The organism is Candidatus Paceibacterota bacterium (assembly GCA_035452965.1).
Lineage (GTDB): Bacteria > Verrucomicrobiota > Verrucomicrobiia > Limisphaerales > UBA8199 > UBA8199.
Genome location: DAOTCE010000002.1, coordinates 336,116 through 357,624 on the forward strand (window position 1 = coordinate 336,116; position 21,509 = coordinate 357,624).

The window sequence follows — 21,509 nt, forward strand, 5'->3', positions numbered from 1 at the left end:
GCCAGCCCTGGCGGCAGACCCGCAGGATGACTCCGGCGCTCAGAATCCGCCCGCGTCCCGCACCATGCTGAAGTAGCCCATGTAAAAATGGATGATGCGGTAGCCGATGATGAGCGCAATGCAAAGGTAGACAGCGCGCGGCACCCAACACGCTACCGCGTGGAGTTTGCGCGAGCCTTCTTCCAGGTAATAGGCGTGCAGGCGCCGCAACGTTTCGTCGAGCTGCCCGCTGATTTCGCCCGTCGCGTATTGGGTGGTAAAGAGCTCCGGAAAGAAGCCTGACGCCACGACAGTCTCGGCTGGGGTTTGGCCTCCGTTGACCTGCGGCCGCCAGGCCAGCACCGTCCGGCGCAGGGCCGGTGATCCGCTCGCGGCCGCCGCCAGCTCCCAGGCTTCAATAATCGTCACCCCCGCGCTTAGCAGCGCTTCAAGCGCGGCCGCCAGGCGTGACAGCGCCAGGTAACGCCGCCCCGAGCCCAGCACGGGTAGCGGATGCAGTATCGCCTCGAACCCGGCGCGCCAGGTCTCGCCGTGGCGGCTTTGCGCGGCGAGGATCATTAAGGCAACCGCCACATAAATCGGGACCAGCACCCCTAGCGTTTGGCTCAAGTAGGCCAACCAGTTGCCCGTGGTGAACAACTGCGCAAACGGGAAGATAAATACCGCAAAGTGCAGCAGGAAAGCCGGATAGGCCAGGTCGCCGATCATCTGGCGGGCGAGGCGGGCGCGGTCGGTATAATAGTTGGCCAGCAGCCGGAAACACGAGTCCAGCCGCCCGCTGTGCTCGCCCGCTCGCAGCAGCGCGGTGTCGAAGGCCGGCAGCCAATGGCCGCAGCGCTGGAGCGCATCGGTCAGGGTGCAGCCGCCGGCGATCTCCTCGAGCAGCCGTCCGATCGGTTGCCGGTAGGATCGATCCGGGGGGCTGCGTTGGAGTTGTCCCAGAGCCTGGACCAGCCCAAACCCCGCCCCGGTGAGCTGGCCGAGCTGATGGTAGAAGTCAGCGCGACGCGACAACTGTCCGGGCGTGATGATGAGCGGCATGATTCAGGCGCCACGCAGGCGCCAGCTATGCCGCATTCTGGCCTCAACGCGGACAGCAGTGCAAGTCCGCGGGTTTGCCCAGAGTCCCGGTCTCAGGTAGAGTCTCACTGGACATGGTTTCCGATGCTGAAGCTGAATTGCTCGCGCGCTGCCGTCGAGGCGAAGCAGAAGCCTGGGACGAGTTGTTCGACCGGTATTACGCGGCGGCGGCGCGCTTTGTTTTCCAGCTTGGGCATGACCTCTCGCGCGAGGACGTGGAGGAGATATGCCAGGAGGCCTTCCTGTCGGTCATCCGGAATCTCGGTTCTTTTCACGGCGGCAGCCAGTTTCAGACCTGGTTGTTCCGCATTGCGGCCAACAAGGCGCGCGACTACCGCGAGCGGCAGCACGCTGCCAAGCGCGGCGGCGGCCAGCCGCTCCTATCCCTCCAGGCGGAAGACCCGGAGAGCGGGCTGTCCATTGATCCGCCGGCCACCGCCCCAGCGCCCGACCTCGCGCTGCTTAATGCCGAGCAAGCCGGGCTGGTCCACGAGGCCCTCGGCCGGCTCGAAGAACCTTGCCGTGAGATCATCCAACTGCGCTACTTCGGCGACCTGAGCTACGACGAGATCAGCCGCTCCCTTGATCTCAACCCGAAAACCGTCAGCTCGCGCCTGAGCAAATGCCTGGACCGCCTGGAGACAATCGCGCGGAGCATCTTTGCGCGGGGAAAACCGGCGGATATCCCGTCTAACCGATAGCTGATATGGCAAACGAACCGGTACGCCCGATAGAAAGACTGCTGCAGGCCGCGGCGAAGAAACGCCGCGACGAGGCTGGCGCGCCCTTCGAGCTCCACCCGGCCACGCGTCGGCTGTTGCAAGGTGAAGTAACGCGGCAGTTTGCCAAGGCGCGGCCCGAAGCCCGGCCCACACTGCCGCTCCTGGCGCGGTTGTGGCCGCGTTGTGCCTGGGCCATGGGCATCTTTGCCGTTCTGGCAGTCGCGGTGTGGCTCTCGCTTCCTCCGCCGGACAAGGCCAGCCAGGTTGTTCTCCTGACCAGGAACGCACCTGAGGAACAAGCCCTGCAGAGGAGTGAGACTCCCCCGCTGCCATCCCCCGCGCCAGTTGCGCCAGCCTCTGAACCAGCGGTTGCTCCCGAGGCAGCGGCTTCGACCTTGGCCCATTTGGGGACCGATCAAGCTGCCGCCCGCAGGCTCGCCTCCCCAGCCCCATCTGAAGCTCCACTGCTGGCGAATGGCCGTCTAGCCGCAGACACGGGCAGAGACTCCCAGGACAAGGTGCCGCTCGCATCCACACTCATACCCTCGGAGCGGGAAGCGGCTGTCGGCGAGCAGAAGGCATTTTCCGATGACACCCGCGCACAAGGACCAACCGACCGTGCCGGTCGTGCCTTCCAACAGCGTTACGGTTTGGCGGCCAGTCCGACTCTACCCGCCCGGGCCCCGGCGCCTCTGCCTCCCGCCCCCGTCGCGACGATGTCCACGGCAGTTCCTACGGAAGCCGCGGAAAAATCAGCGGGCGTGACAACTGAAGGAACTGTCTCTTCCGGCTACGCCTCCAAATCCCAGCCTTCCACCGCCTCGGCCGACCATGCCGCAGCTTCTTCGGAGGCGAAGAACAGCCTGGCCAAATCGTCCGCCCAAGCCCGGAAGGAAGCCAGGAGCGGCAGCGGTTCGCAGCGCTTTCTACGGGTGTCGCCGGACCGCAGGGCAGCCGTTGCCCTGGCGGACAGAGCTGAGGCTGCACAGTCCGCGCTGGCTTCATTCGAGGTGGAGCAGGTCGGCCAGCAACTGCGAATTACCGACGAGGATGGTTCGGTATATACGGGCTACATGCGGCCCGGCGACTCGGTCCGGCGCTCGCGCGCAGCAAAGCTCGAATCGCCGGCAGCCGCCCCGGCGGCCAGGACAGCCGTTGAAAGGCTCGAACCCAGCGAGCCGATCGGCGTTGTTTCACAACAGCCGCTAATCGAGAACTACTCCTTCCGTGTCGTCGGCACGAATCGAACTCTGCGGCAGAAGCTCGTCTTCACCGGCAACCTGACCCGCCAGCCGTCGGCGGCCACCAGCCTTGCCGTCGGCAGCCGCCTTGTTGACGCCAGGAGTGGCGCTATCGAGCCAGGTGTGGTGCCACTTCTCAACACGCACATCAGCGGCAAGGTGGTAATTGGCAGCGGCAGACCCGTCGAGGTCAACGCCGTTCCCGCCGCCCCGTAACCGCTCCTGAAAGCCTGACAACGCCTCCACGGCAACGATCGCGCCAGCGCGTATGCATGAAGGCGTGCGGGCATCTGGCCCGCTTGTCTCCTCCGGCAGCTTCAGGCATACGCGCTGAACCTGCCCACTGCGCCTGCTGCTAGAGCGTCTTCAGATGGTGTAGCCGCCGACGTCAGTCGGCGCACACCGTGGAGGCAGGAGATGATATGGCGCGAACTAACGTTCGCGGCTACAGAGTTGGTTAAAGCGCTCTAGCCCGCAACAGCTATGACGTTCGGCGGCGGAAGAGCTTTGTGAGGCATGCGCGGCACGACGCTTCAGCAGGCAGACCTGCCAAAAGTGGCAATAGTGGGGGGGGATGGTGACGGGACGGCTACTGGATGGCCACTGGATGGCCACTAGATGGCCGGGAGGTTACGGGAAGCAGTGACTTTCGCAGAAACGGCCTAAAAGGGCGGTTGAATTGTCTGGTATCACCGCACGATTGTGTGGCAAAGGCGCACGTCATGAGCGCGCTGGCGGAATTGCTCGGGTTAAAGGTGAAGGCGGAGGTGTTCCGGCTGCTGTTCGGGGCGGGAGAAGGACCGCTGCACCTGCGGGCCATGCCCCGGCGGTTCATTGTTGGAGACGAGGGGAGTTTGGCGGAGCTGTAACACACTCTCCGCTTGGGCGATGCACCGGTCGGAGGCCGGGTGAATCTCTCACCCCGGCCCTCATCTCGGCAACGGCACGGGAAAATCGAGCCGCTGGGTGGCAGCGCGTATGCATGAAGCTGGCGCACGAGCGCGGGCCCGCTTTGCGGATTGCGGGCCAGACACGCGGGCAAGATACCCGCGCGCCTTCATGCAGACGCGCTGCGATCGCGCCACCGCGCCACGCATTGAATTGACGTTCCGGTCGGGCGGTGTTAAATGTCCAGCGCGGATCGGCCGTTACAGTTAGGATGGATGCCATGAAATTATCAAAGCGCCCCAAATACAAACGAATCCTGTTGAAGCTAAGCGGAGAAGCCCTCGGCGGCCCGACCGGGTTGAACATCTGTCCAAAGGCCGTAGCGGGCATGGCGGAGCAGATACGCGAGGTGCGCAACCTGGGCGTGCAGGTAGTTCTGGTTGTGGGTGGCGGAAACATCTTTCGCGGGCTGAGCGGCAGCAGGCGCGGCATCGAGCGCGCCACGGGGGACTACATGGGAATGCTGGCGACAATTATCAACGCGCTGGCGTTGCAGGACGCGCTGGAGAAGATCGGCGTGCCCACCCGCGTGCAAAGCGCCATCAGCATGTCGCAGGTGGCCGAACCCTTCATCCGCCGGCGCGCCGTGCGGCACATGGAAAAGGGTCGCGTGGTGATCTTCGGCGGCGGGACCGGCAATCCCTACTTCTCCACCGACACCACGGCAGCCTTGCGTGCCAACGAAATCGGCGCGGAGGTCGTCCTGAAGGCGACCAAGGTGGATGGCATTTACGACAGGGACCCGAAGAAGGATCCTAAAGCGAAACGGTATTCGCGAATCAGTTTCGCCAAAGCGATACGGGAACAGCTCAAGGTAATGGACACTACCGCGTTCTCGCTCTGCATGGAGAACAACTTGCCGATCGTCGTCTTCGATTTCTTCCGGCCCCATAACCTCAAGCGCGTCGTCATGGGTGATCCGATAGGCACGCTGGTGACGCAGTGATCGCCCCCCCGTCCAGGAGGGTGTGGGCGCGTCTCCTCGGCGCGGGCGCGCTTACTTTGCGGCTGGCGCAGGAGCGGGGAGGGATTCGACCACCGCCTTTGCGACCGTGGCGATGATGTCGCGTTCACTGGCGTGGTCCACGGTGAAGGTAACGAGAATAAACTTCGAGCCATTGGGCAACTCCACGTAAGCGGCATCGTGGCGGGTTGCACTGGTCCAACCGGCTTTTGACCACAGCTTCGCGCCGGGTGGCAGGCCCAGGGCGGTATAGGCATGGGCCTGGTCATTCTTGTTGCCGGACCCGGGCGTGGGATCGCGCTTGAGAAGTTCCATCATTTCCGCGCAGCGCGCGGCGGAAACCGTTTGGCCGGTGACGATTCCAGTCAGCAGCCGGGCGGTGGCATCAGTGGTCAGCCAGTTGCGGTGGTTGGGTTTGTGCAGTTGCACCGACTGCATCTCGCGGCCATAGGGGCCTTCGCACCACGGCTTGCGGTTGACGTTGATGTTGGTGTAGCTCAGCGAAGCGAAGTACCGGTTGACGGCATTGCGTTTGAAATACCACTGCTCTATCTGCTTCGGGCCCAGCTCAGGACCGCTGGTCGTGCCAGTCAGCAGATCCACGAGGTAGCCGGTCGCCTCGTTGAGGGAGTCCACAATCATGTCGCGCATAGCGCGACGAAGTTCCGCGGTATCCTTGAGCTTGCCATCCTCCATCCACTGATGCGCAGCCACCATGTAGAATAGCTTAATGACACTCGCCGGGTAGATCTGCTCCCCGCCCCGGTAGCTGCCTTGCGCAAGTTGCTGCGGGTCGCGCATATCCACGAGCGTCACGGCGAGCTGATCGGGGCCGAGCTTCTGCGCCGCAAACTTCTCCAAGGTGTGCTCGACAGCTTTGTTCACAACCTCCTGGAGGCGGGCAGAGCGGGCGGGTTGAGTCTGGGCCGAGCTGGTTTGCACGGGCAGCAGAGTTAGCAGAGCCAGCGCGGTGAGGGTAGTGCGGATTGATGTGGACACAGGCGTATTAAAGCAAGACCCGTGTTTCTGGCAAGGTTTGGCAAGGAAATGTCCGGCAATACGAGGCTTGAACTGGTTCGTGAAACCGCGGGCAGATCAGAGCCTCGTAACATCGGCTGCCGCCAGTCACGCGGCCCCTTTGAGCAAGCTGCTATGGCTTATGGAGCCGGTAGAAAGCCGCCGCGCCGGCCATGTTGGTGGTGAGGATGAAATTGTTTCCCGCCATCGCGATTCCATTCGTAAGCGGCGTCCAGACGGCGCCGGCAGCGACAGTGCCGGCTGTCTCCAGAACAAAGCCTGTCAGGTAAGACGGCCAGGCAAGTGCCAGTTCGTTTCCTGCGACAGAGAATTGCAGCAGGGGCTCCACCACCGCTGTCGTCCGGATGGCGTTGTTGCCGGAATCCGCCAAGTAGAGATTGCCCGCGGCGTCCAGCGCGGCCCCGACCGGCAAGCCAAACTGCGCCGCGCTGCCTGTGCCGTCGGCGAAGCCGGCTATGCCCGGCAACCCGGCGACCGTGCTGACCACCCAGTTGGTACCATTGGCGGCAAGCTTGCGCAGCGCCTGGTTGCCGGAATCCACGACGAACAGCGTGGCGGCGTCGGCAGCGCAAATTCCCTGTGGGTGGAAAAAGCGGGCGGTGCTGTTCGTGCCATCGGCGCTGCCCCAGACACCCGCCAGGCCGGCAATCGTGCTCACCGCCCCGCCGGGCGTGATCCTTCGGATCGTGTGATTGAGAGAATCCGTGACGTAGAGATTCGCAGCGCCGTCGAGGGCAATCGCCGCCGGTCGGTTGAAGCGTGCCTTGCTGTTGGTGCCGTCGGCGGAACCTAAATTCCCTGCCAGCCCTGCCAGGGTGGTCACGACACCCGCCGGGGTGATCTTGCGAATCGTGTGATTCCACGCATCCGCGACATAAACATGGTCGTCGCCGTCCACCGCAAGTCCTTCCGGTTGGTGGAAATAAGCGTTGGCACCCGTGCCGTCGAGGCTGTTGGCGTTTCCGGTGGAACCGGCGAACAGGCTGACAGTTCCCTCGGGCGAGATCCTCCTGATTGTCGCGTTGGCGGTGTCCGCCACGTAGATAAAGCCAACGCTGTCCACGGCGATTCCCTGCGGTCCGTAGAATCGCCCATTCGTGCCGGCCCCGTCCGCGCTGCCGAAAGTTCCGGCCAGCCCGGCGAAGGTGCTCACGGCGCCCGCCGGAGTGATCTTCCGAATCGTGCTGTTTGCGGTGTCAGCCACATAGATATTCCCCGCGTTCTCCGCGGTGACACCGAGCGGCAGGTTGAAGCGCGCGCTGCTGCCGAAGCCGTCGGCGCTGCCCTGGGTAGCATTGCCCGCCAGCGTGTTGATCGCGAGGGACTGCGAACGAGCAGTCGTGGAGCACGCGAGCCATAAGCTGCAAGCCAAAGTCGGCGCCACCTTCGCCGCGAGGTGGATGCGCCGACTGAGATCGGCGGCGGCGCGGGCAAGTGTTCGGGCCAGGTTCATGCGAGTCAATTCCAGTTCGGACGATAGACAACGCCAGTGGAGTTCGTGCCGCCGCGTCCCATGACCGACGCCGCCAGGGTATAAGTCGCGCCGGGCCTCCGCGCGGGAAGGCGCAAAACGTAGGTCGGCCTGGCGGGGGTGACACCGGTGAATCCCGCGTGCGTGTCCCGATCAATCTCCACGCCGTTCTCCAGCAGTGCAGCCCACGCAATTTCCAGCCCGTGATTTCCCGTCTTCCAGCAGAAACTGACGTCAATTTCGCCCCGCGCGGTGACGCTGGAGGTGATGTCCCAGGTTCGCGTCTCATAGGTCGCGGGCGTTTGCGCGGGGATCCACGTCCCGAGCTGGGGGGGCGTGGCGCTGGGATTATAGTTGACGCCCATCTGCGTGAGCCGTTGCTTGTGAACCACGAGACGGTTCGTAAAGTCCGTCCAGTTCTTCAACGCTGCCGAGGTCCAGTCCACTTCCGCAATGGCCGACAGGCGCGGGAACATCCTGAACTGCATATTCAGCAGGGAGGGAATCCGTTCGGTCCAGCAGGGGCCTTCGGCCCCAAGGATGTAATTGGTGTAAGCCGCCGGAAGATTCGCGGGAATGGGTTCGTAGGCGTACACGTCGGACAGCGGCGTGTAGCCCGACTGCGCAGGCGGCTCGTTGGACCAAAGCACACCGCTGCCGGCCGAGCCGCCGTTCTCATACTTGTTGATGTAGAGCGTCGCGCTGGGGGCCATGACAACGTATTGCCGGTTGGTGGCCGTCTGCACGGCGCGGGTGTTCAGCCAATCCATCAGCGCCGCATTGGTCACTATGCCGCCGTTCATGATCTCGCTCCACCCCATCATCGTGCGGCCCTGGCTCTTGATCCAGTTGGCGATCTGCTGGGCGAAGTAGCCCTGGTACTTCTGCATGTCTGTGGTGCCCAAGGCGTTTGTCAGGGCCTGGTCGAGCGAATGTCTCCGCCAGTTGTCAAACTTCACCTCATCGCCTCCGATATGAATGTAAGGGCTCGGAAACACCTCCATTACCTCGGTGAGCACGTCCTTCAGAAAGTCCATCGTCTCGGGGCGGGCAATGCAGAATACCCCACCCACGTAGCTCGTAACGTTCAGGCTGTACGGGCCGTTGTAGCAGGTGGGGCAGCCGCAGGCGAATTGCGGATAAGCAGCCAAAGCCGCTGACGAGTGCCCCGGCATCTCGATCTCCGGCACCACCATGATGTGCCGCTGGGCCGCGTAGGCCACGATCTCGCGCGCCTCGGCCTGGGTATAGAAGCCGCCGTAGTTGGTGCCGTCCCAGCACAGGCTCGCGCGCGGGTTCAGGTCCCACATCATATCCGTGCGCCAGGCGCCCACCTGCGTCAGCAGCGGCCATTTCCGGATCTCGAGCCGCCAGCCCGAATCGTCGTCCAGGTGCCAGTGGAGCACATTCAGCTTGTGCAGCGCCAACGCATCGAGCAGCACCTTGACCTCGTCCTTGGTGAAGAAATGCCGCACGCTGTCCAGCATGAATCCCCGCCACTGGAAGCGGGGCCAATCCCGGATATAAACGCAGGGCGCCGTCCACGGCACGCCCGTCACGGGTTGTGAGGAATAGATCTCCGGCGGCAGCAGCTGCAGCAGCGTCTGCACGCCGTAGAAAAGCCCCGCGGACGCCGGCGCGCGGATGACGACCGAGTTCGTTGCCACGGTCAGCTCATATCCCTCGGCGCCCAGGCTGCCGAGTGCGCTATTCGTTGTGAGAAGAATGGCGTCCGGCACTGCCGAAACCCCGGCGTTCGTCACGATTTGAAAGCGGTGACCGGTGGACTTAAAGAGGCTGGTCGCCAGATACTCTCCCGTTTCGCGCGCGGCGTCGTTCACGAGGATGCGCGTGGGGGCCAAGACGGGCGCGCCGGGTATGACCTGGGCCGGGCAGACGGTGAACGATCCTGCGTTGGTTTGCATCAACTGCGGCAGCGGAACGAGCGCCGGTGGCGCAGCGAACAGCCCCGCCGCCTGCAGCAGAAGCAAGATGCAAACGACTCGGGCTGTCATGCAGACACCGGAAGCATGTGCATAATATGGGCCGCACAGTTATGGGAAAGCAAGCCCTTTGAGACCTAATTCTTGAATGAGGGTGGAAAGTGTTCTAATGTTGTCGTCGAAATTGACCCCAGTCATGAGCAAGTCCAGTAACCATGGGCTGGAGGTGCTGTATCGCACTCAAGGGAAAAGCAGCCGGAGCAACTTAATGAACTTCGGGAACAGGGCTTTGGGATTATGTGTTGTACACACTGGACGTCTCGCCGCTCGCATATGAAGACCAAAACCGCATTTCTCCCGCTCGCGCTCACGCTGGCCGCATTGGGATTTGGGCTATTTGCCATTCAGCCGGCTCAAGCCGCCGCCTGGGATACCAACAGCTCCATGACGGTCACGCGGCAGATTCATACCGCCACCTTGCTGCCCAGCGGCAAGGTGCTGGTTGCCGGGGGCTTTAGCAGCGGTGGCGCCACGAACAGCACCGAGCTCTATGACCCGGCCACTGGGAAGTGGGCGGCCACCGGCGCGCTGATCACCTCGCGCGGGTATCACACAGCGACTCTGCTCCCCAGCGGGAAGGTCCTGGTCGTCGGCGGCTACAACGGCGCAGCCGGCTTTCTCCCCAGCGCGGAACTCTATGATCCCGCCACCGGGATATGGACGGCCACTGGCGGGATGACCGCCGCGCGTTACGGCCACACCGCCACCTTGCTGACCAATGGGCTGGTGCTGGTTACCGGCGGCACGAACAGCACCAGCGGTACCTTGGGGAGCGCAGAGATCTACGATCCCGCCGCCGGGATCTGGACCACTTCGGGCGTGATGAGCACCGCGCGCGCGTACCACACCGCGACATTGCTGCCGGATGGGAGGGTGCTGGTCGCGGGAGGCAGAAACGCCGGCGTTACCTACCTGGCGAGCGCGGACCTCTACAACCCGGCCAGCCGGACCTGGGGAGCGGTCAACTCGCTGAATACCGGACGCAACAGCCATACGGCGACTCTGCTGCCCAATGGCAAGGTGCTGGTCGCGGGAGGAAACGCCAGCGGCAATAGCGCGGAACTTTACAATCCCACCAACGGGATGTGGGCAGTCACCGGCGCGGTCCCCCTGACGCGCGCAGGACACACGGCCAACCTGTTGCCCAGCGGGCTGGTGCTGGTCGCCGGGGGCTATGGCGGCGGCTTTCTGTCCAGCACGGCGCTCTACGATCCCGTTGCCGGATCCTGGGCAAACCTCGACGTGCTGGCCACCGCGCGCGCGAATCACACCGCCACCTTGCTGCCCAATGGCAGCGTGCTTATCGCCGGCGGTTATGGCGCCGGCATCCTTTCCAGCGTGGAATCGTTCGATCCGGCGTTAGGCACGTGGCCGTCGCAGGGCCTGCTCAATGCGCATCGCGGAAGCCACACGGCGACCCTCCTGCCCGATGGCAAAGTCCTCGTCGCGGGGGGCACCAGTGACGGTAATGCCGGTCTTGCCAGTTCGGAGTCGTTCGACACGGCTGCTGGGGCATGGACGACGCGCGGCTCGCTGGCCGGCGCGCGCGCCGGCCACACCGCAACCTTGCTTCCCAACGGGAAGGTGCTGGCCGCCGGCGGCTATGGCGGCGGCTATCTCGCCAGCGCGGAGCTGTTCACTCCGGCCGGCGGAACGTGGACGGCTGCCAACCCAATGGCCGTCGGGCGCGCGTTTCACACCGCCACATTGTTGCCAAGCGGGAAGCTGCTGATCGCGGGAGGCCAAGGCAACGCCGGAGCCACCAACAGCGCTGAACTCTATGACCCGGCCAGCGGAAACTGGGCTGCTGCCGGTTCGCTCCTCACCGCGCGCTACTCCCACACCGCCACCTTGCTGTCGAACGGCAAGGTGCTGGTTGCCGGCGGCACGAACAGTACCAGCGGCGCCCTTAGGGTCGCGGAGCTCTACGATCCAGCCGTCGGAACCTGGACGGCGACCGGCTCACTCACCAACAAGCGCTGGGGTCACACGGCCACTCTGCTCCCCAATGGCAAGGTGCTGGTCGCAGGAGGCGCTGACGCGACCGACTCGATTTCCACTGCGGAGCTCTACGATCCGGCCGCCGGCACGTGGACGCCAACGGGGAAGATGACCATTTCCCGCAACGGCCATCGAGCCGCCTTATTGCTCAACGGCGAAGTGCTGGTTGCCGGGGGCTACTATCGCAGCAATAGCTTTCTCGGCATCTACCTATTCAGCGCGGAGCTCTACCAACCGGCCAGCGGGAAGTGGACGGAGACCGCCGGGTTGACGGTTGCCAGCGGGGGGCATACAGCGACCTTGCTGCCTGACGGGCGCGTGCTGCTTGCGGGAGGCTACAACCCCGGCATCGTTCCCGCTTATCTCCACCGATGGGAGCTGTACGAAGCCGGTTTGGGCTTTACCAACTCCTGGCGGCCCAGGGTCAGCGGTGGCACCACGCCGCTTAAGCTGGGTGGAAGCCTCACGCTGACCGGCGCCGTCTTTCGGGGCATCTCCGAAAGCTCCGGCGGCAATGGTCCCCAGAACTCGGCCTCCGGTTATCCGCTGGTGCAGTTGCGCGCCCTGGAAAACGAGCAGTCCCTGTTCCTGCTGTCCGCCCCCGGCACAAACTGGTCGGCCGCGACATTCACCTCCGCGCCAGTCTGGGGCTTCCCGCCCGGCTACGCGCTGGCCACAGTCTTCGCGAACGGCATCGCCAGCACCGGCAGTGTGCTCAACATCAGCATTCCCGTTCCAACTACGACCAGGCTCACCAACCCCAAACGGCTGACCAACGGCGCCTTCCAATTCTCCTTCACCAACAGTTCGGGAGCACTTTTCAGCGTGCTAGCCAGCACGAACCCGGCGCAACCCCTCAACACTTGGGTGGTGCTAGGCGGTGTCACGGAAGCCGCCCCCGGCCAGTTTCAGTTCACCGACCCGCAGGGCGCCAACTTCATCCGCCGTTTCTACCGCCTCCGTTCGCCGTAAAGACCGCGGGTTAAGGCTTGTTCCCCGGCCGGGAGGTTCCACTCCTGCTGGAGGACGAGCGCGAAGAATCAGGGCGCGGCTGGGTTGGCGGTGCCGAGCGGACCGGGGCGGTCTGCAACTGGCTTTTCGGTTGATAGACGTGTGAGCTGGCGGACGGGGCGGTGCTTGGCCGTGTTGTGGTTCGCGGCTGCGCCGCCATGCGGGCGTTGTTCAGCGCCGGCAGGCCCGAGTCAGACCGGTAGCCCGGCGCAGTGCGGATGCCTTGCTTCCAGTTTTCAGGCGCGCGCGGCGCGGTTACCGCGGGAGGTATGGTCGGGACGGCTTGCGTCGGGCGCGGGGCTGACTGCACTTGCGGCGCCGGGGTGGGTCTGGCTTCCCGGGACACGGACGCGCTTCGTGGAGCCTGGGCCGAGGACGTTACCGGGGCCATCGAGGCGGCACTCGGTGCTGAATTAACTTGTGATGACGAAGCAGGCCTGGAGTCGCGGGACCAGTTCGAGGTTTGGGGCGCCCTGCCGGCCGGAGCGGCGGGTGTCGTCTGCGGCGCGGATGCGGGCCTGGCGCTACGTGACCAGTCCGACGTTGTCCGGGCGTTGTCCGGGCGTGTGGCCGGCGCGGATTTCATGGCGCTGGGCGTGGCTTGGGCTTGCTGTGAGGGCGCGGCCTTAACATTGCTCGACCAGGGCGAGGTCTTGGGCGACCCCAATGACGTTCTGCCCGCGGCGGCGCCGCCGCGGCTGGAGCTTGCGACCCGCTCGGTTTTGGCCGGCGCGCGGAGGGCGTGGCGAATGACCGGATTCTGCGCGTCAACTCTCTGCGCCTCCATGCGCGCGGGCCGGGCCGGCACCTCGAGGCGCGGCCGATAGACCACCGAACTGGCGCGCGTGGGCATCCGCTCCGGCCGGTCAGACCAGTCGCGCACGGTGGCTCGTGGAACGCGCCCGCGGGTGGCCGAGGAAACGCGGTCATACGGAATGCCCCGGTGCTCTATCCGGTTGTTGTGCACGACATAGTTGTTGATGATAGTGGTTTGGTTGTAGATGTTCTGGACGCGCGCCGGCGGCAGGCAACGCCGGTGCAGGTCGCGGTGGTGGAAGTCGCCAAAGGAGACGAACAGGAACGCATCGCTGCCCAGGCCAAACCCGAAGCTCGCACCGACGCTAACGCCGTTATAGCGCCAGCCCAGGTGCAAATCAAACGTGGAGTGCGGCGGCAACGGCGCCCAGCCGTAGCAGTCGGCGCCCGAGCGCCAAGTCACCCACGCGGGCCCCCAGACCCGGTCCGGCATCCAAACCCAGCCGCAACGCGCGTGCATGTGCCAGCGGCCATAGTGGAACGGGGCCCAGCCCCAGGAGTACGAGGATTGCCAATACCAGCCGTAATCGGAATAGATCCAGTGTCCGCCGTCACAGTAAGGCCGCCAGCCGCGGCGCAGCACGACCGCCGTAGGCTGCCAGCACCAGCCGTAACCATCCAGTTGGACCCAGGTGCCATAGGGTGCCAGGTCGTTGTAGAAATACGTCACGTCGGGCGGCGGGCTGCTGACATAGACCGGCGCGGGAGCAGCGGCCACGGTGGGCGCGGGCGGTGCTGTCGGCGCCGGAGCGACTGCGGCCGGCGCGGCCGGAGCCGGACTGGCGGCGGCTGGGGCGTATTGCTGCGGCTGGCCGCGCAGCGTGCTGTCATGGTTCAGCATGGCCGAGGTGACTTCGGGAGAGAGCCCAAGGTCCTTGAGATAAAGAACGTCGTCGGCTGAAAGGTTGAATGCGGCTTGTGAATTCTTGATGTAGGCCAGGACCACCTCATCCCCAACGCCCGAGCTGGCGAGTTTCACCACCTCCGCCGCTCCCGGCGAGAGGGTAGCGGGGACTTCCACCAACGCCCTCTCCGGCACGCCCGGGGGTGGGGCCTCCGGCGCTTGGGCCAGGCCGGACAACGATGGAAGGGCCAATAGTGCAACCAACCCGAACCATTTCGTAGTTTTCATAATATGCGCACTCGCGTTCATAATTAACCGATTAGACCGCCGGGGCGGAGCTTTATTCAGCAGAACGGATCCGATTGATAACAGGGAGGATATAATCGGCAGGGACCGAAGTCTATTCTGAATGCCACCCCCTTTTTCGGCGTTCCGGGAGTTCGGCTGTTTTAGAGTTGGCAGCGCGCGGGGATGGTGCTTCACTCCGACACGTAGATGGCCGCCACGACGCCGACAAGCCTCGCCGGGCAAAGCCGCAATGACTAACTCGAACGCGCACGAATAATCGAAGGAGAACAGATATGCTCACTAACGTTTCACGCAGGTGCTTCCTCAAATCAACTGCCGCCGGAGTGATTTCGGCCGGCGCGCTGGCCGCGTTGGCCGAGCGGCTGTCGGCCATGACCGCGACATCCGCGCTGGGGCCCAAGTCGAAGGTCCGCATCGGCAAGCTTTATCTTGGCCGCGAGCATCCCGGCTGGCCGACGCACAAGGTGGACGTGAACGCCGAGATGAAGCAGTTCGAGGCCGAGTTGGGCAAGCTGGGCGCGGGCCTGGCCGACGTGGAGTTCGTCGAAGGCGGCTTGATCGCCAGCAACGAGCAGCTGGCGGCGGCCAAGGAGAAGTTCAAGGGCGTGGACGGCATCCTGGTCGTCCACCTGACGATGGGCATCGGGGCGCAGTTGCAGAGCTTGATGGAGTTGGGGATACCGATTGTGCTGTTTGCCCTGCCTTACACCGGCCATGAATGGCACACCATGGCCGGCTGGCAGCGCCAGGGCAAGCTGATCGAAGTGTTCCCCACCAGCCGCGTCGAGGACGTGCTGGTCGCCATCCGCCCCTTCCGGGCGATTCACCGGCTGAAGGAGGCGCGCGTGCTCCATGTGAGCAATGGGCCCGCCGACGCCGCCTACTGCCAGGCGCTCAAGGCCAAATTCGGCACGGAGATCATTTCTCTCACGCTGCCCGACTTGCAGAAAGCTTGCGCAGCCGCCGACCGCGGCGAAGCGATGGCCGACATGCGGCGCTGGATCAAGGAAGCCAGGAAGATTGTTGAGCCGACCAAGGAGGAAATCCTCAAGTCCTCGGTGATGTATATCGCGATGCGCGACCTGCTGGCGCAACACCAGGCGGTGCTCATCACCATGAACTGCCTCGGGATGGGATTAATGGACCGCGGCATGGGTTATCCGTGCCTCGGCTTCGTCCGCTTCAACAACATGGGCCTGGGCGGCGTCTGCGAAGCCGATTTGAAGTCGAGCATGACGCACCTCATCTTTGTCAACCTCGTGGGCAAACCGGGCTTCGTGACCGACCCGGTGTTCGACGTGTCCACCAGCACGATCATCCACGCCCATTGCGTGGCCGCCACGCAGATGCTGGGGCCGGACAGCAAGGAGTCGCCCTACGATATCCGCAGCCACCTGGAAGATGGCCGCGGGGCGTCGCTCATGGTGAAGCTGCCGATCAAGCAGAAGGTGACCATGGCGCGGCTGCTCGGCACGGACAAGATGCTCTTCTCGACCGGCGACGCGGTGGATAGCCCGTTCGTCGAGCGCGGCTGCCGCACCAAGCTTACGGTGAAAGTGGACCACATAGACAAGTTCCTGGAGAACTGGTCGTCCGGCCTGCACCGGGTCATCTTCTACGGCGACCACACGCGGGACGTGCAGCGCTACTGCCGGTTCGCCCGGATCCGCCTCCTGAACGAAGGCACCGACGAGGTGCAGAAGGTGGACGGACTGGACTGGGACCCGCACGTGCACGCGTAGGCGGGCCCTGCCAGAGACGCTAGCAATTGCCCCGCACTTCCAGTTCGTAGAGCCGGGCGAGTGTCTTGAGGTGCGCGGCAAAGTCGCCGCAGTACAGGATCGGGTGCGGCCCGCCGTAGATGGTGCAGATGTCTTTCACGTCCGGCACCTTGACCAGGACGCGGGTCGCGCATCCGCCCGTCGGCGGGCAGGTGGGAGAGGAGACCAACTGGCCGCGCCAGGCATCCAACTGCTTCTTGCCGCTGTGATACTTGCACAGCGTGACGGTCTCGCCCACCGGCCATTGCACGTCCAGCGCCAGCGTCTTGGGCAATTGATGGAAAAACGGGCGCAGGCTGTAGGGCGTTTCCTTCCCCTGCGGTCCGTGCAGGCGCGTGGTGCAGGTGCAATGCGCGCCGAAGTAGAGGTTCTGTTCGGTGTCGAACTCCGGGTTGTGCTGGAAGCCGCCCCGCCCGAAGCAATTGGCGCCCAGCATGAGCGTCAGGGAGGCGTTCAAGTCGTTCTCGCAGCCGCAGGGGCGGAGGGTGCCGTTGTTGAGGGCAAAACTCAGGCACGGTTTGCGGTGCTTGAGCATCAGGCACTCGATGGTGATGGCGTCCGCGTCGTGCCGCTCCATGATCTTCTGCACGGCCGCGTGCGAGCGGACGGCATCGTGGAAGGCCGTTGGGCTCAGATCGGTGATGTGGCGCGCGCGGCTGCGCACAGACTTCGCCAGGCGCTCCATTTCCCGGGTTAACCGGGTCTCGTCGAAGAGGTGGTTGAATTCATCAGCCGGCACGCCACGGATGGCCAGGCCGAAGAAGGGTTCCGTCGTGTCGTGCCGCTCCTTAAACGGGCTTGCCACGCGCAGCAACCGGCTTTGCGCCATTCGGTTCATGGCATGGACGGCGCGCAAGCCGCGTTCCAGCGCGTCCCAGTTTTCGATGGAATGGATGTACTGCACGCGCGGCGCGGTCCGCAAATACTCGGGCGGGGCCTGGTGACTGGCGCCAACGGGATGGTAGAGAATAATCGGCCCCTTCCAGGCTTCGAAGATGGGAAGCATCTTCTGGCTGAAGCTGTTCCAGAAGTTGAAAAGCAGCAGGGCGTCGGGCTTGTTGCTTTCGAGGCTGGCGAGGAAGGCGCGGATGCCCGCGTCGGTATAGAGCGCCTGCTCCTCGAGATCGATAGTAAGGTCGAGGCCCGCGGTGAGCCGGTTTAGCTGGGCGAGGAACTTCCTCTGCTGCTGTTCCGGTTCAAACTGATTGCCCGGCCAGGTGAACCACTCGTGCTGTTGCCAGCCGTCTTCGTTCTTGCCCGCAATCACGACCTCCGCCGGCGGGTAAAAGAACGCGCCGCGGATGAGGGCGGGTTTCTTCTTGCGCGGCGAGAGGATGAGGTTGTCTGGCGCCGCCTCCAAAGCGCCCATCGGCCACAGCGCCAGCCCGGCCAGCGCGCTGGTGGATTTGATGAAGGTGCGGCGGTCGCAGGGAGAGGAGAGTCCGTTACTGCTCAAATTCATGCGCCGAGCATAGTCCCGGGACACCATGAGTCAATGCGGGACAACCAACGCCGCCGCGCCGCTGCCAATTACCCTTCGTCTTCCGTCCATCCTGGCGTCCGGCCAGGAGGATGAGGTAGAGAGGGAGGGCAATGCCCGCTAGACCCGACCCAGGCGCTCCAGCAACTTGCCGTGGATGCCGCCGAAGCCGCCGTTGCTGAAGACGATCACGACCTCTCCCCCCTGCGCGCCCTTCGCAACGTGATCCACGATGGCGTCCACGTCCGGCAGGTAGGCGGCGTCTTTGCCGGCGGCTTTCAAGTCCTGCATCAGCCGTTCGGGGTCCAGGCGCTCCTCGGGCGCCAGCAGCTCCAGGCGGGCCACCTGGGCGACGACCACCGCGTTGGCCTGGGCAAACGCGCTGGCCAGCTCGGCCTGGAAGACGTTGCGCCGGGTAGTGTTGGTGCGCGGCTCGAATACGGCCCAGAGCTTCTGCGTGGGATACTTGTGGCGCAGCGCGCTCAGGGTCTCGCGAATCGCGGTGGGATGATGGCCGAAGTCATCCACCACGATCACCCCGCCGCCAATGCCGCGCACCTCCAGGCGGCGCCGGATGCCTTTGAAGGTGTCGAAGGCGGATTGGATCTGGTGGTTCTTGAGCCCGCAATGCTTGGCGCAGGCAACCACCGCCAGCGCGTTGCGCACGTTGATCTCCCCCAGGAGGTTGGTGCGGAACTTGAAGCTGGGAATCTCGAACTCCGTCGCCGTCGGCCCGTAGCGGAGGTTGAAGGCCCGGACCGCGCTGCTCTCGCCCAGCCCGAAGCGTTTCACCGGACAGTGCGTCACGTTGAGCAACGGCGCCAGGTTCGCGTCGTCGCCGTTGCCCAGCAACAGGCCGTTGCGCGGAATGAGCCGGATGAAGTATTTGAACGCGGTCTGGATGGGCTCCAGGCTCTCGAAAATGTCGGCGTGGTCGAACTCGAGGTTGTTGATCACAGCCACTTCGGGCAGGTAATGCACGAACTTGCTGCGCTTGTCGAAGAACGCAGTGTCGTATTCGTCGCCCTCGATGATGAACCAGTCGCTGTCGGTGAAGCGCGCCCCCTGGCCGAGGTTGTTCGGGATGCCGCCGATGAGGTAGCTGGGGTTGAGGCCGTTGTGCTCGAACACCCACGCCAGCAGCGCGGTCGTGGTGGTCTTGCCGTGCGTGCCGGCGACGACCAGCGAGCGCTTGCCGCGAATGAAGTAGTGCTTGAGCAACTCCGGCAGCGAGCAGTAAGCCAGCTTGTGGTCCAGCACGTATTCCGCCTCCGGGTTGCCGCGGGAGATGGCGTTGCCAATGACGACCAGGTCGGGCTTGCGCGCCAGGTTCTGCTCCGCGTAGCCGGCGATGACCTCGATCTTCCGGTCCGCCAGGAAGGTGGACATGGGCGGATAGACATTCTGGTCCGAGCCGGTGACCTTGACGCCCTTCTCCTGCAACGCCGCGGCGGTCGCCGCCATCGCCGTGCCGCAAATGCCGACAAAGTGAACTGACTGAATGCGCGAAAACATTGTGTCCATGATAAGACCCCGCCGGGGTGTGGAAAGGGAAAAGGCTTGCGCCAGGCCGCCGGGCCCGCCTTTCGCCTTGTCAGGGCTGCACGCCGGGTCCTAAAGTAGCGCCATAGCGACATGATTGAGCTGATTCAGTTTCCCTGGAGCCCGTTCTGCATCGTCCAACGCCGGATCCTCGAATTCTCCGGCGCCCGATTCAAGATCACCAACATCCCGAGCGGCGACCGCGCGCTGGTCTGGAAGCTGACCCGGCAGCGCTACTACTGCGTGCCCATCATCCGCCACGGCAAGTCGGTCATCTTCGAGGTGAGCGACGATTCGCAAGTCATCGCGAAGTATCTCGACGCAAAGCTGCAGCTCGGGCTGTTCCTGTGGGACCTGGAGGGCGAGCAGTCGATCATGTGGCGCTACATCGAGAACGAGGTGGAAGGCATCGGCTTCAAGCTCAACGACATCTACTGGCGGGAAGTGGTGCCGGCGGCGGACCAGGTGGCCTTCCTGCGCCACAAGGAACGCAAGTTCGGGCGCGGCTGCATCGAGCGCTGGCGGGCGCAGCAAAAAGAGCTGCTGGCGCAGTTCGAGCAACGGCTGCTGCCGTTCGAGCAAATGCTGCTGCACCGGCCGTTCCTGCTGGGGCACCGGCCGCGCTTTGTGGACTTCGACCTTTACGGCATCGTGGGCAACTTCCTTTACTCCGGTCATTACCGCCTGCCGGCAGCGCACACGCGCCTGCGGAAATGGCACGCGCGGATGACCCACGCGCGGTTGGCCTCGGTCGCCGAGGACGAGGACGTGCCGTTCTGACCAAACAAGAAAGGTATTGAACAATGAAACTCCTGTTACCCTGGTTATGTGTAGTGGCACTCGCGGCCGGGCTGGGCTGGGTTTATTCCGTCGGCCAGAAGAAAGATGCCGAGCTCGCGGCGCTGCGCGAGGAGAGCCAGCAACTGCAGAAGCTGCAGGCCGACCTGGAGGAAACCAAGAACGTCCGCGCCCAGGCGGAAAGCGATGAGCTGGCTCGCCTGCGCAAGGACCACGAAGAGCTGTTGCGGCTGCGCAACGAAGTCCGCCAGTTGCGCGCCGACAAGCAGCAGCTCACTACGCAGGCCCAAACGGCGCAAGCGCAAGCCCAGAGCGTTCAGCAGCAAATGCAGGCGCTGGCCCAGAACCCCAAACAAGCCCCCGCCCAGCTGCAGCTTAACCCCGCAGCCCAGACGGCCATGTGCATCAACAACCTGCGGCGGATTGACGCCGCCAAACTTCAGTGGGCGTTGGAGAATCAAAAGCCGGCTGGCGCATTGCTCACCGCCGCGGACCTGGCGCCCTACCTCAGGACCAACACGCTGCCGGCCTGCCCGGCCGGCGGAGTCTACACGCTCAACCAGATCGGCCTGGCGCCCATCTGCAACATCCCCGGCCACACCTTGTCGAAGTAACCCTGGTTCCGGAACCCATCCGCGTCGTTGCTGTAACGCCACAGACCAGGGGGTAACCCAGAAATGCCAAGGAATTCCCTAGTTGTTGGTTTTGCTAGAACGCACGACGGTGAAGCAGACTTAACGGTCTGGTCCCGCACGGGCCGTTAAGGGTCGTTGGTGGGTGCGGGGAGTGGATAACACGTGGGCCGGACGACCACTGGGAAAAACGGGACAGCCCAAGACGGCTATGAAAAGGATAGAGGCTAGGGGAATGGGCCTGACCGCAGGCAGACAGACGGAGACACGGAACGCTTCACAAGGTTGCAGAGGCCATTGGTATGGGCTGGCGAACTGCATGGCTTCCGGAGGGGCAATAGCGCTCGCCGGCATGTTGTTGGTCGCTGCCACAATGTATGCCGCCGAGCCAGAGGCCGCGGGCCAGGCTCAGGGTGATCAGCAAGGCCTGGCAGGCAGTCAAGGACTGGCGCTGGAGGCATCGCAATCGGCATCGCTGTGCCCCAGCAACAGTGTCACCCTGACTACAAACACCGTGTCTGCCAGCCAGCAAGCAAATCAAGGTGGGAAAGTTGAATCCGGGCAGACGGATAAATTCCCCAAGGACAATAAAGTTGGGCCACTACCGCCAGTGAACCTCAGAATTGTCGGAAGTTCCTAATTAGCTCGCAGCGACTGTCACCGGCCGACCCCTCCGGCCGGTGCAATCGCCCGGCACCGGCCGTCGTGACACCCTGTGCGGGCGCAGCTTTAGTGCGTGATTTCGCAAATCCACCATTGTATTGCCTGCGCGTAGCGCGGAAACCAACCTGACCTGAATAGGTTAGAATGGTCTTGCCGGGCGGGTGG

15 protein-coding genes are annotated in these 21,509 nt (G+C 64.1%); 8 read left to right on the top strand and 7 right to left on the bottom strand.

Annotation, left to right across the window (positions count from 1 at the left end):
* Positions 1-39: 39 nt before the first annotated feature.
* Complete coding sequence (locus P5205_03350) at positions 40-1,041, bottom strand: type II secretion system F family protein (GenBank protein HSA09386.1); 1,002 nt, start codon at positions 1,039-1,041, stop codon at positions 40-42.
* Between the two features lie 113 nt (positions 1,042-1,154).
* Between P5205_03350 and P5205_03355 the strand changes: the two genes are divergently transcribed.
* The 4 genes from P5205_03355 to pyrH all read left to right on the top strand — a co-directional run bounded on the left by P5205_03355 (position 1,155) and on the right by pyrH (position 4,937).
* On the top strand, positions 1,155-1,781 hold the full coding sequence (locus P5205_03355) for a sigma-70 family RNA polymerase sigma factor (GenBank protein ID HSA09387.1): 627 nt from the start codon (positions 1,155-1,157) through the stop codon (positions 1,779-1,781).
* A 5-nt stretch (positions 1,782-1,786) separates the two neighbouring features.
* Positions 1,787-3,259 carry a hypothetical protein gene (locus P5205_03360; GenBank protein ID HSA09388.1) on the top strand — a complete coding sequence of 491 codons (1,473 nt, stop codon included), beginning with the start codon at positions 1,787-1,789 and terminating at the stop codon, positions 3,257-3,259.
* A 488-nt stretch (positions 3,260-3,747) separates the two neighbouring features.
* Entirely contained in the window at positions 3,748-3,912 is a 165-nt protein-coding gene (locus P5205_03365) for a hypothetical protein (protein ID HSA09389.1), read from the top strand.
* 299 nt (positions 3,913-4,211) lie between these two features.
* Positions 4,212-4,937, top strand: coding sequence for a UMP kinase (gene pyrH, locus P5205_03370; protein ID HSA09390.1), 726 nt, complete (start codon positions 4,212-4,214; stop codon positions 4,935-4,937).
* A 51-nt stretch (positions 4,938-4,988) separates the two neighbouring features.
* On the opposite strand, the gene P5205_03375 is transcribed toward pyrH, so the two are convergent.
* From P5205_03375 to P5205_03385, 3 genes are all read right to left on the bottom strand, one after another.
* A complete protein-coding gene (locus P5205_03375) occupies positions 4,989-5,954 on the bottom strand; it encodes a serine hydrolase (protein HSA09391.1) in 966 nt (321 codons plus the stop codon).
* A 151-nt stretch (positions 5,955-6,105) separates the two neighbouring features.
* Positions 6,106-7,446, bottom strand: a complete 1,341-nt coding sequence (locus P5205_03380; GenBank protein HSA09392.1) for an NHL repeat-containing protein — start codon at positions 7,444-7,446, stop codon at positions 6,106-6,108.
* A gap of 5 nt (positions 7,447-7,451) precedes the next feature.
* The gene (locus P5205_03385; GenBank protein ID HSA09393.1) at positions 7,452-9,479 is read right to left on the bottom strand and encodes a beta-N-acetylhexosaminidase; all 2,028 of its coding nucleotides are present in this window, start codon (positions 9,477-9,479) and stop codon (positions 7,452-7,454) included.
* Between the two features lie 261 nt (positions 9,480-9,740).
* Between P5205_03385 and P5205_03390 the strand changes: the two genes are divergently transcribed.
* Positions 9,741-12,440, top strand: coding sequence for a kelch repeat-containing protein (locus P5205_03390; protein ID HSA09394.1), 2,700 nt, complete (start codon positions 9,741-9,743; stop codon positions 12,438-12,440).
* Between the two features lie 10 nt (positions 12,441-12,450).
* Here P5205_03390 and P5205_03395 read toward each other — a convergent pair whose 3' ends face one another.
* Positions 12,451-14,427 carry a hypothetical protein gene (locus P5205_03395; protein ID HSA09395.1) on the bottom strand — a complete coding sequence of 659 codons (1,977 nt, stop codon included), beginning with the start codon at positions 14,425-14,427 and terminating at the stop codon, positions 12,451-12,453.
* Between the two features lie 293 nt (positions 14,428-14,720).
* Here P5205_03395 and P5205_03400 point away from each other — a divergent pair, with 293 nt between their 5' ends.
* The gene (locus P5205_03400) at positions 14,721-16,190 is read left to right on the top strand and encodes a hypothetical protein (GenBank protein ID HSA09396.1); all 1,470 of its coding nucleotides are present in this window, start codon (positions 14,721-14,723) and stop codon (positions 16,188-16,190) included.
* A gap of 19 nt (positions 16,191-16,209) precedes the next feature.
* Here the strand turns inward: P5205_03400 and P5205_03405 are convergent, their stop codons facing one another.
* Complete coding sequence (locus tag P5205_03405) at positions 16,210-17,691, bottom strand: hypothetical protein (GenBank protein ID HSA09397.1); 1,482 nt, start codon at positions 17,689-17,691, stop codon at positions 16,210-16,212.
* A gap of 138 nt (positions 17,692-17,829) precedes the next feature.
* Positions 17,830-19,224 (bottom strand): UDP-N-acetylmuramate:L-alanyl-gamma-D-glutamyl-meso-diaminopimelate ligase, encoded by a 1,395-nt coding sequence (gene mpl / locus P5205_03410; protein HSA09398.1) that lies wholly within the window; start codon positions 19,222-19,224, stop codon positions 17,830-17,832.
* Between the two features lie 120 nt (positions 19,225-19,344).
* Between mpl and P5205_03415 the strand changes: the two genes are divergently transcribed.
* Complete coding sequence (locus P5205_03415) at positions 19,345-20,031, top strand: glutathione S-transferase family protein (protein HSA09399.1); 687 nt, start codon at positions 19,345-19,347, stop codon at positions 20,029-20,031.
* A gap of 23 nt (positions 20,032-20,054) precedes the next feature.
* The gene (locus P5205_03420) at positions 20,055-20,663 is read left to right on the top strand and encodes a hypothetical protein (protein ID HSA09400.1); all 609 of its coding nucleotides are present in this window, start codon (positions 20,055-20,057) and stop codon (positions 20,661-20,663) included.
* Positions 20,664-21,509 lie beyond the last annotated feature (846 nt).

What these genes read in the sequence shown, in the direction of transcription:
- P5205_03420 (HSA09400.1), top strand. Translation starts at nt 20,055, where the DNA reads ATGAAACTCCTGTTACCCTGGTTATGTGTAGTGGCACTCGCGGCCGGG.
- mpl (HSA09398.1), bottom strand. Translation starts at nt 19,224, where the DNA reads ATGTTTTCGCGCATTCAGTCAGTTCACTTTGTCGGCATTTGCGGCACG.
- P5205_03385 (HSA09393.1), bottom strand. Translation starts at nt 9,479, where the DNA reads ATGACAGCCCGAGTCGTTTGCATCTTGCTTCTGCTGCAGGCGGCGGGG.
- P5205_03405 (HSA09397.1), bottom strand. Translation starts at nt 17,691, where the DNA reads ATGAATTTGAGCAGTAACGGACTCTCCTCTCCCTGCGACCGCCGCACC.
- P5205_03390 (HSA09394.1), top strand. Translation starts at nt 9,741, where the DNA reads ATGAAGACCAAAACCGCATTTCTCCCGCTCGCGCTCACGCTGGCCGCA.
- pyrH (HSA09390.1), top strand. Translation starts at nt 4,212, where the DNA reads ATGAAATTATCAAAGCGCCCCAAATACAAACGAATCCTGTTGAAGCTA.
- P5205_03400 (HSA09396.1), top strand. Translation starts at nt 14,721, where the DNA reads ATGCTCACTAACGTTTCACGCAGGTGCTTCCTCAAATCAACTGCCGCC.
- P5205_03360 (HSA09388.1), top strand. Translation starts at nt 1,787, where the DNA reads ATGGCAAACGAACCGGTACGCCCGATAGAAAGACTGCTGCAGGCCGCG.
- P5205_03395 (HSA09395.1), bottom strand. Translation starts at nt 14,427, where the DNA reads ATGAAAACTACGAAATGGTTCGGGTTGGTTGCACTATTGGCCCTTCCA.
- P5205_03380 (HSA09392.1), bottom strand. Translation starts at nt 7,446, where the DNA reads ATGAACCTGGCCCGAACACTTGCCCGCGCCGCCGCCGATCTCAGTCGG.
- P5205_03355 (HSA09387.1), top strand. Translation starts at nt 1,155, where the DNA reads ATGGTTTCCGATGCTGAAGCTGAATTGCTCGCGCGCTGCCGTCGAGGC.
- P5205_03350 (HSA09386.1), bottom strand. Translation starts at nt 1,041, where the DNA reads ATGCCGCTCATCATCACGCCCGGACAGTTGTCGCGTCGCGCTGACTTC.
- P5205_03415 (HSA09399.1), top strand. Translation starts at nt 19,345, where the DNA reads ATGATTGAGCTGATTCAGTTTCCCTGGAGCCCGTTCTGCATCGTCCAA.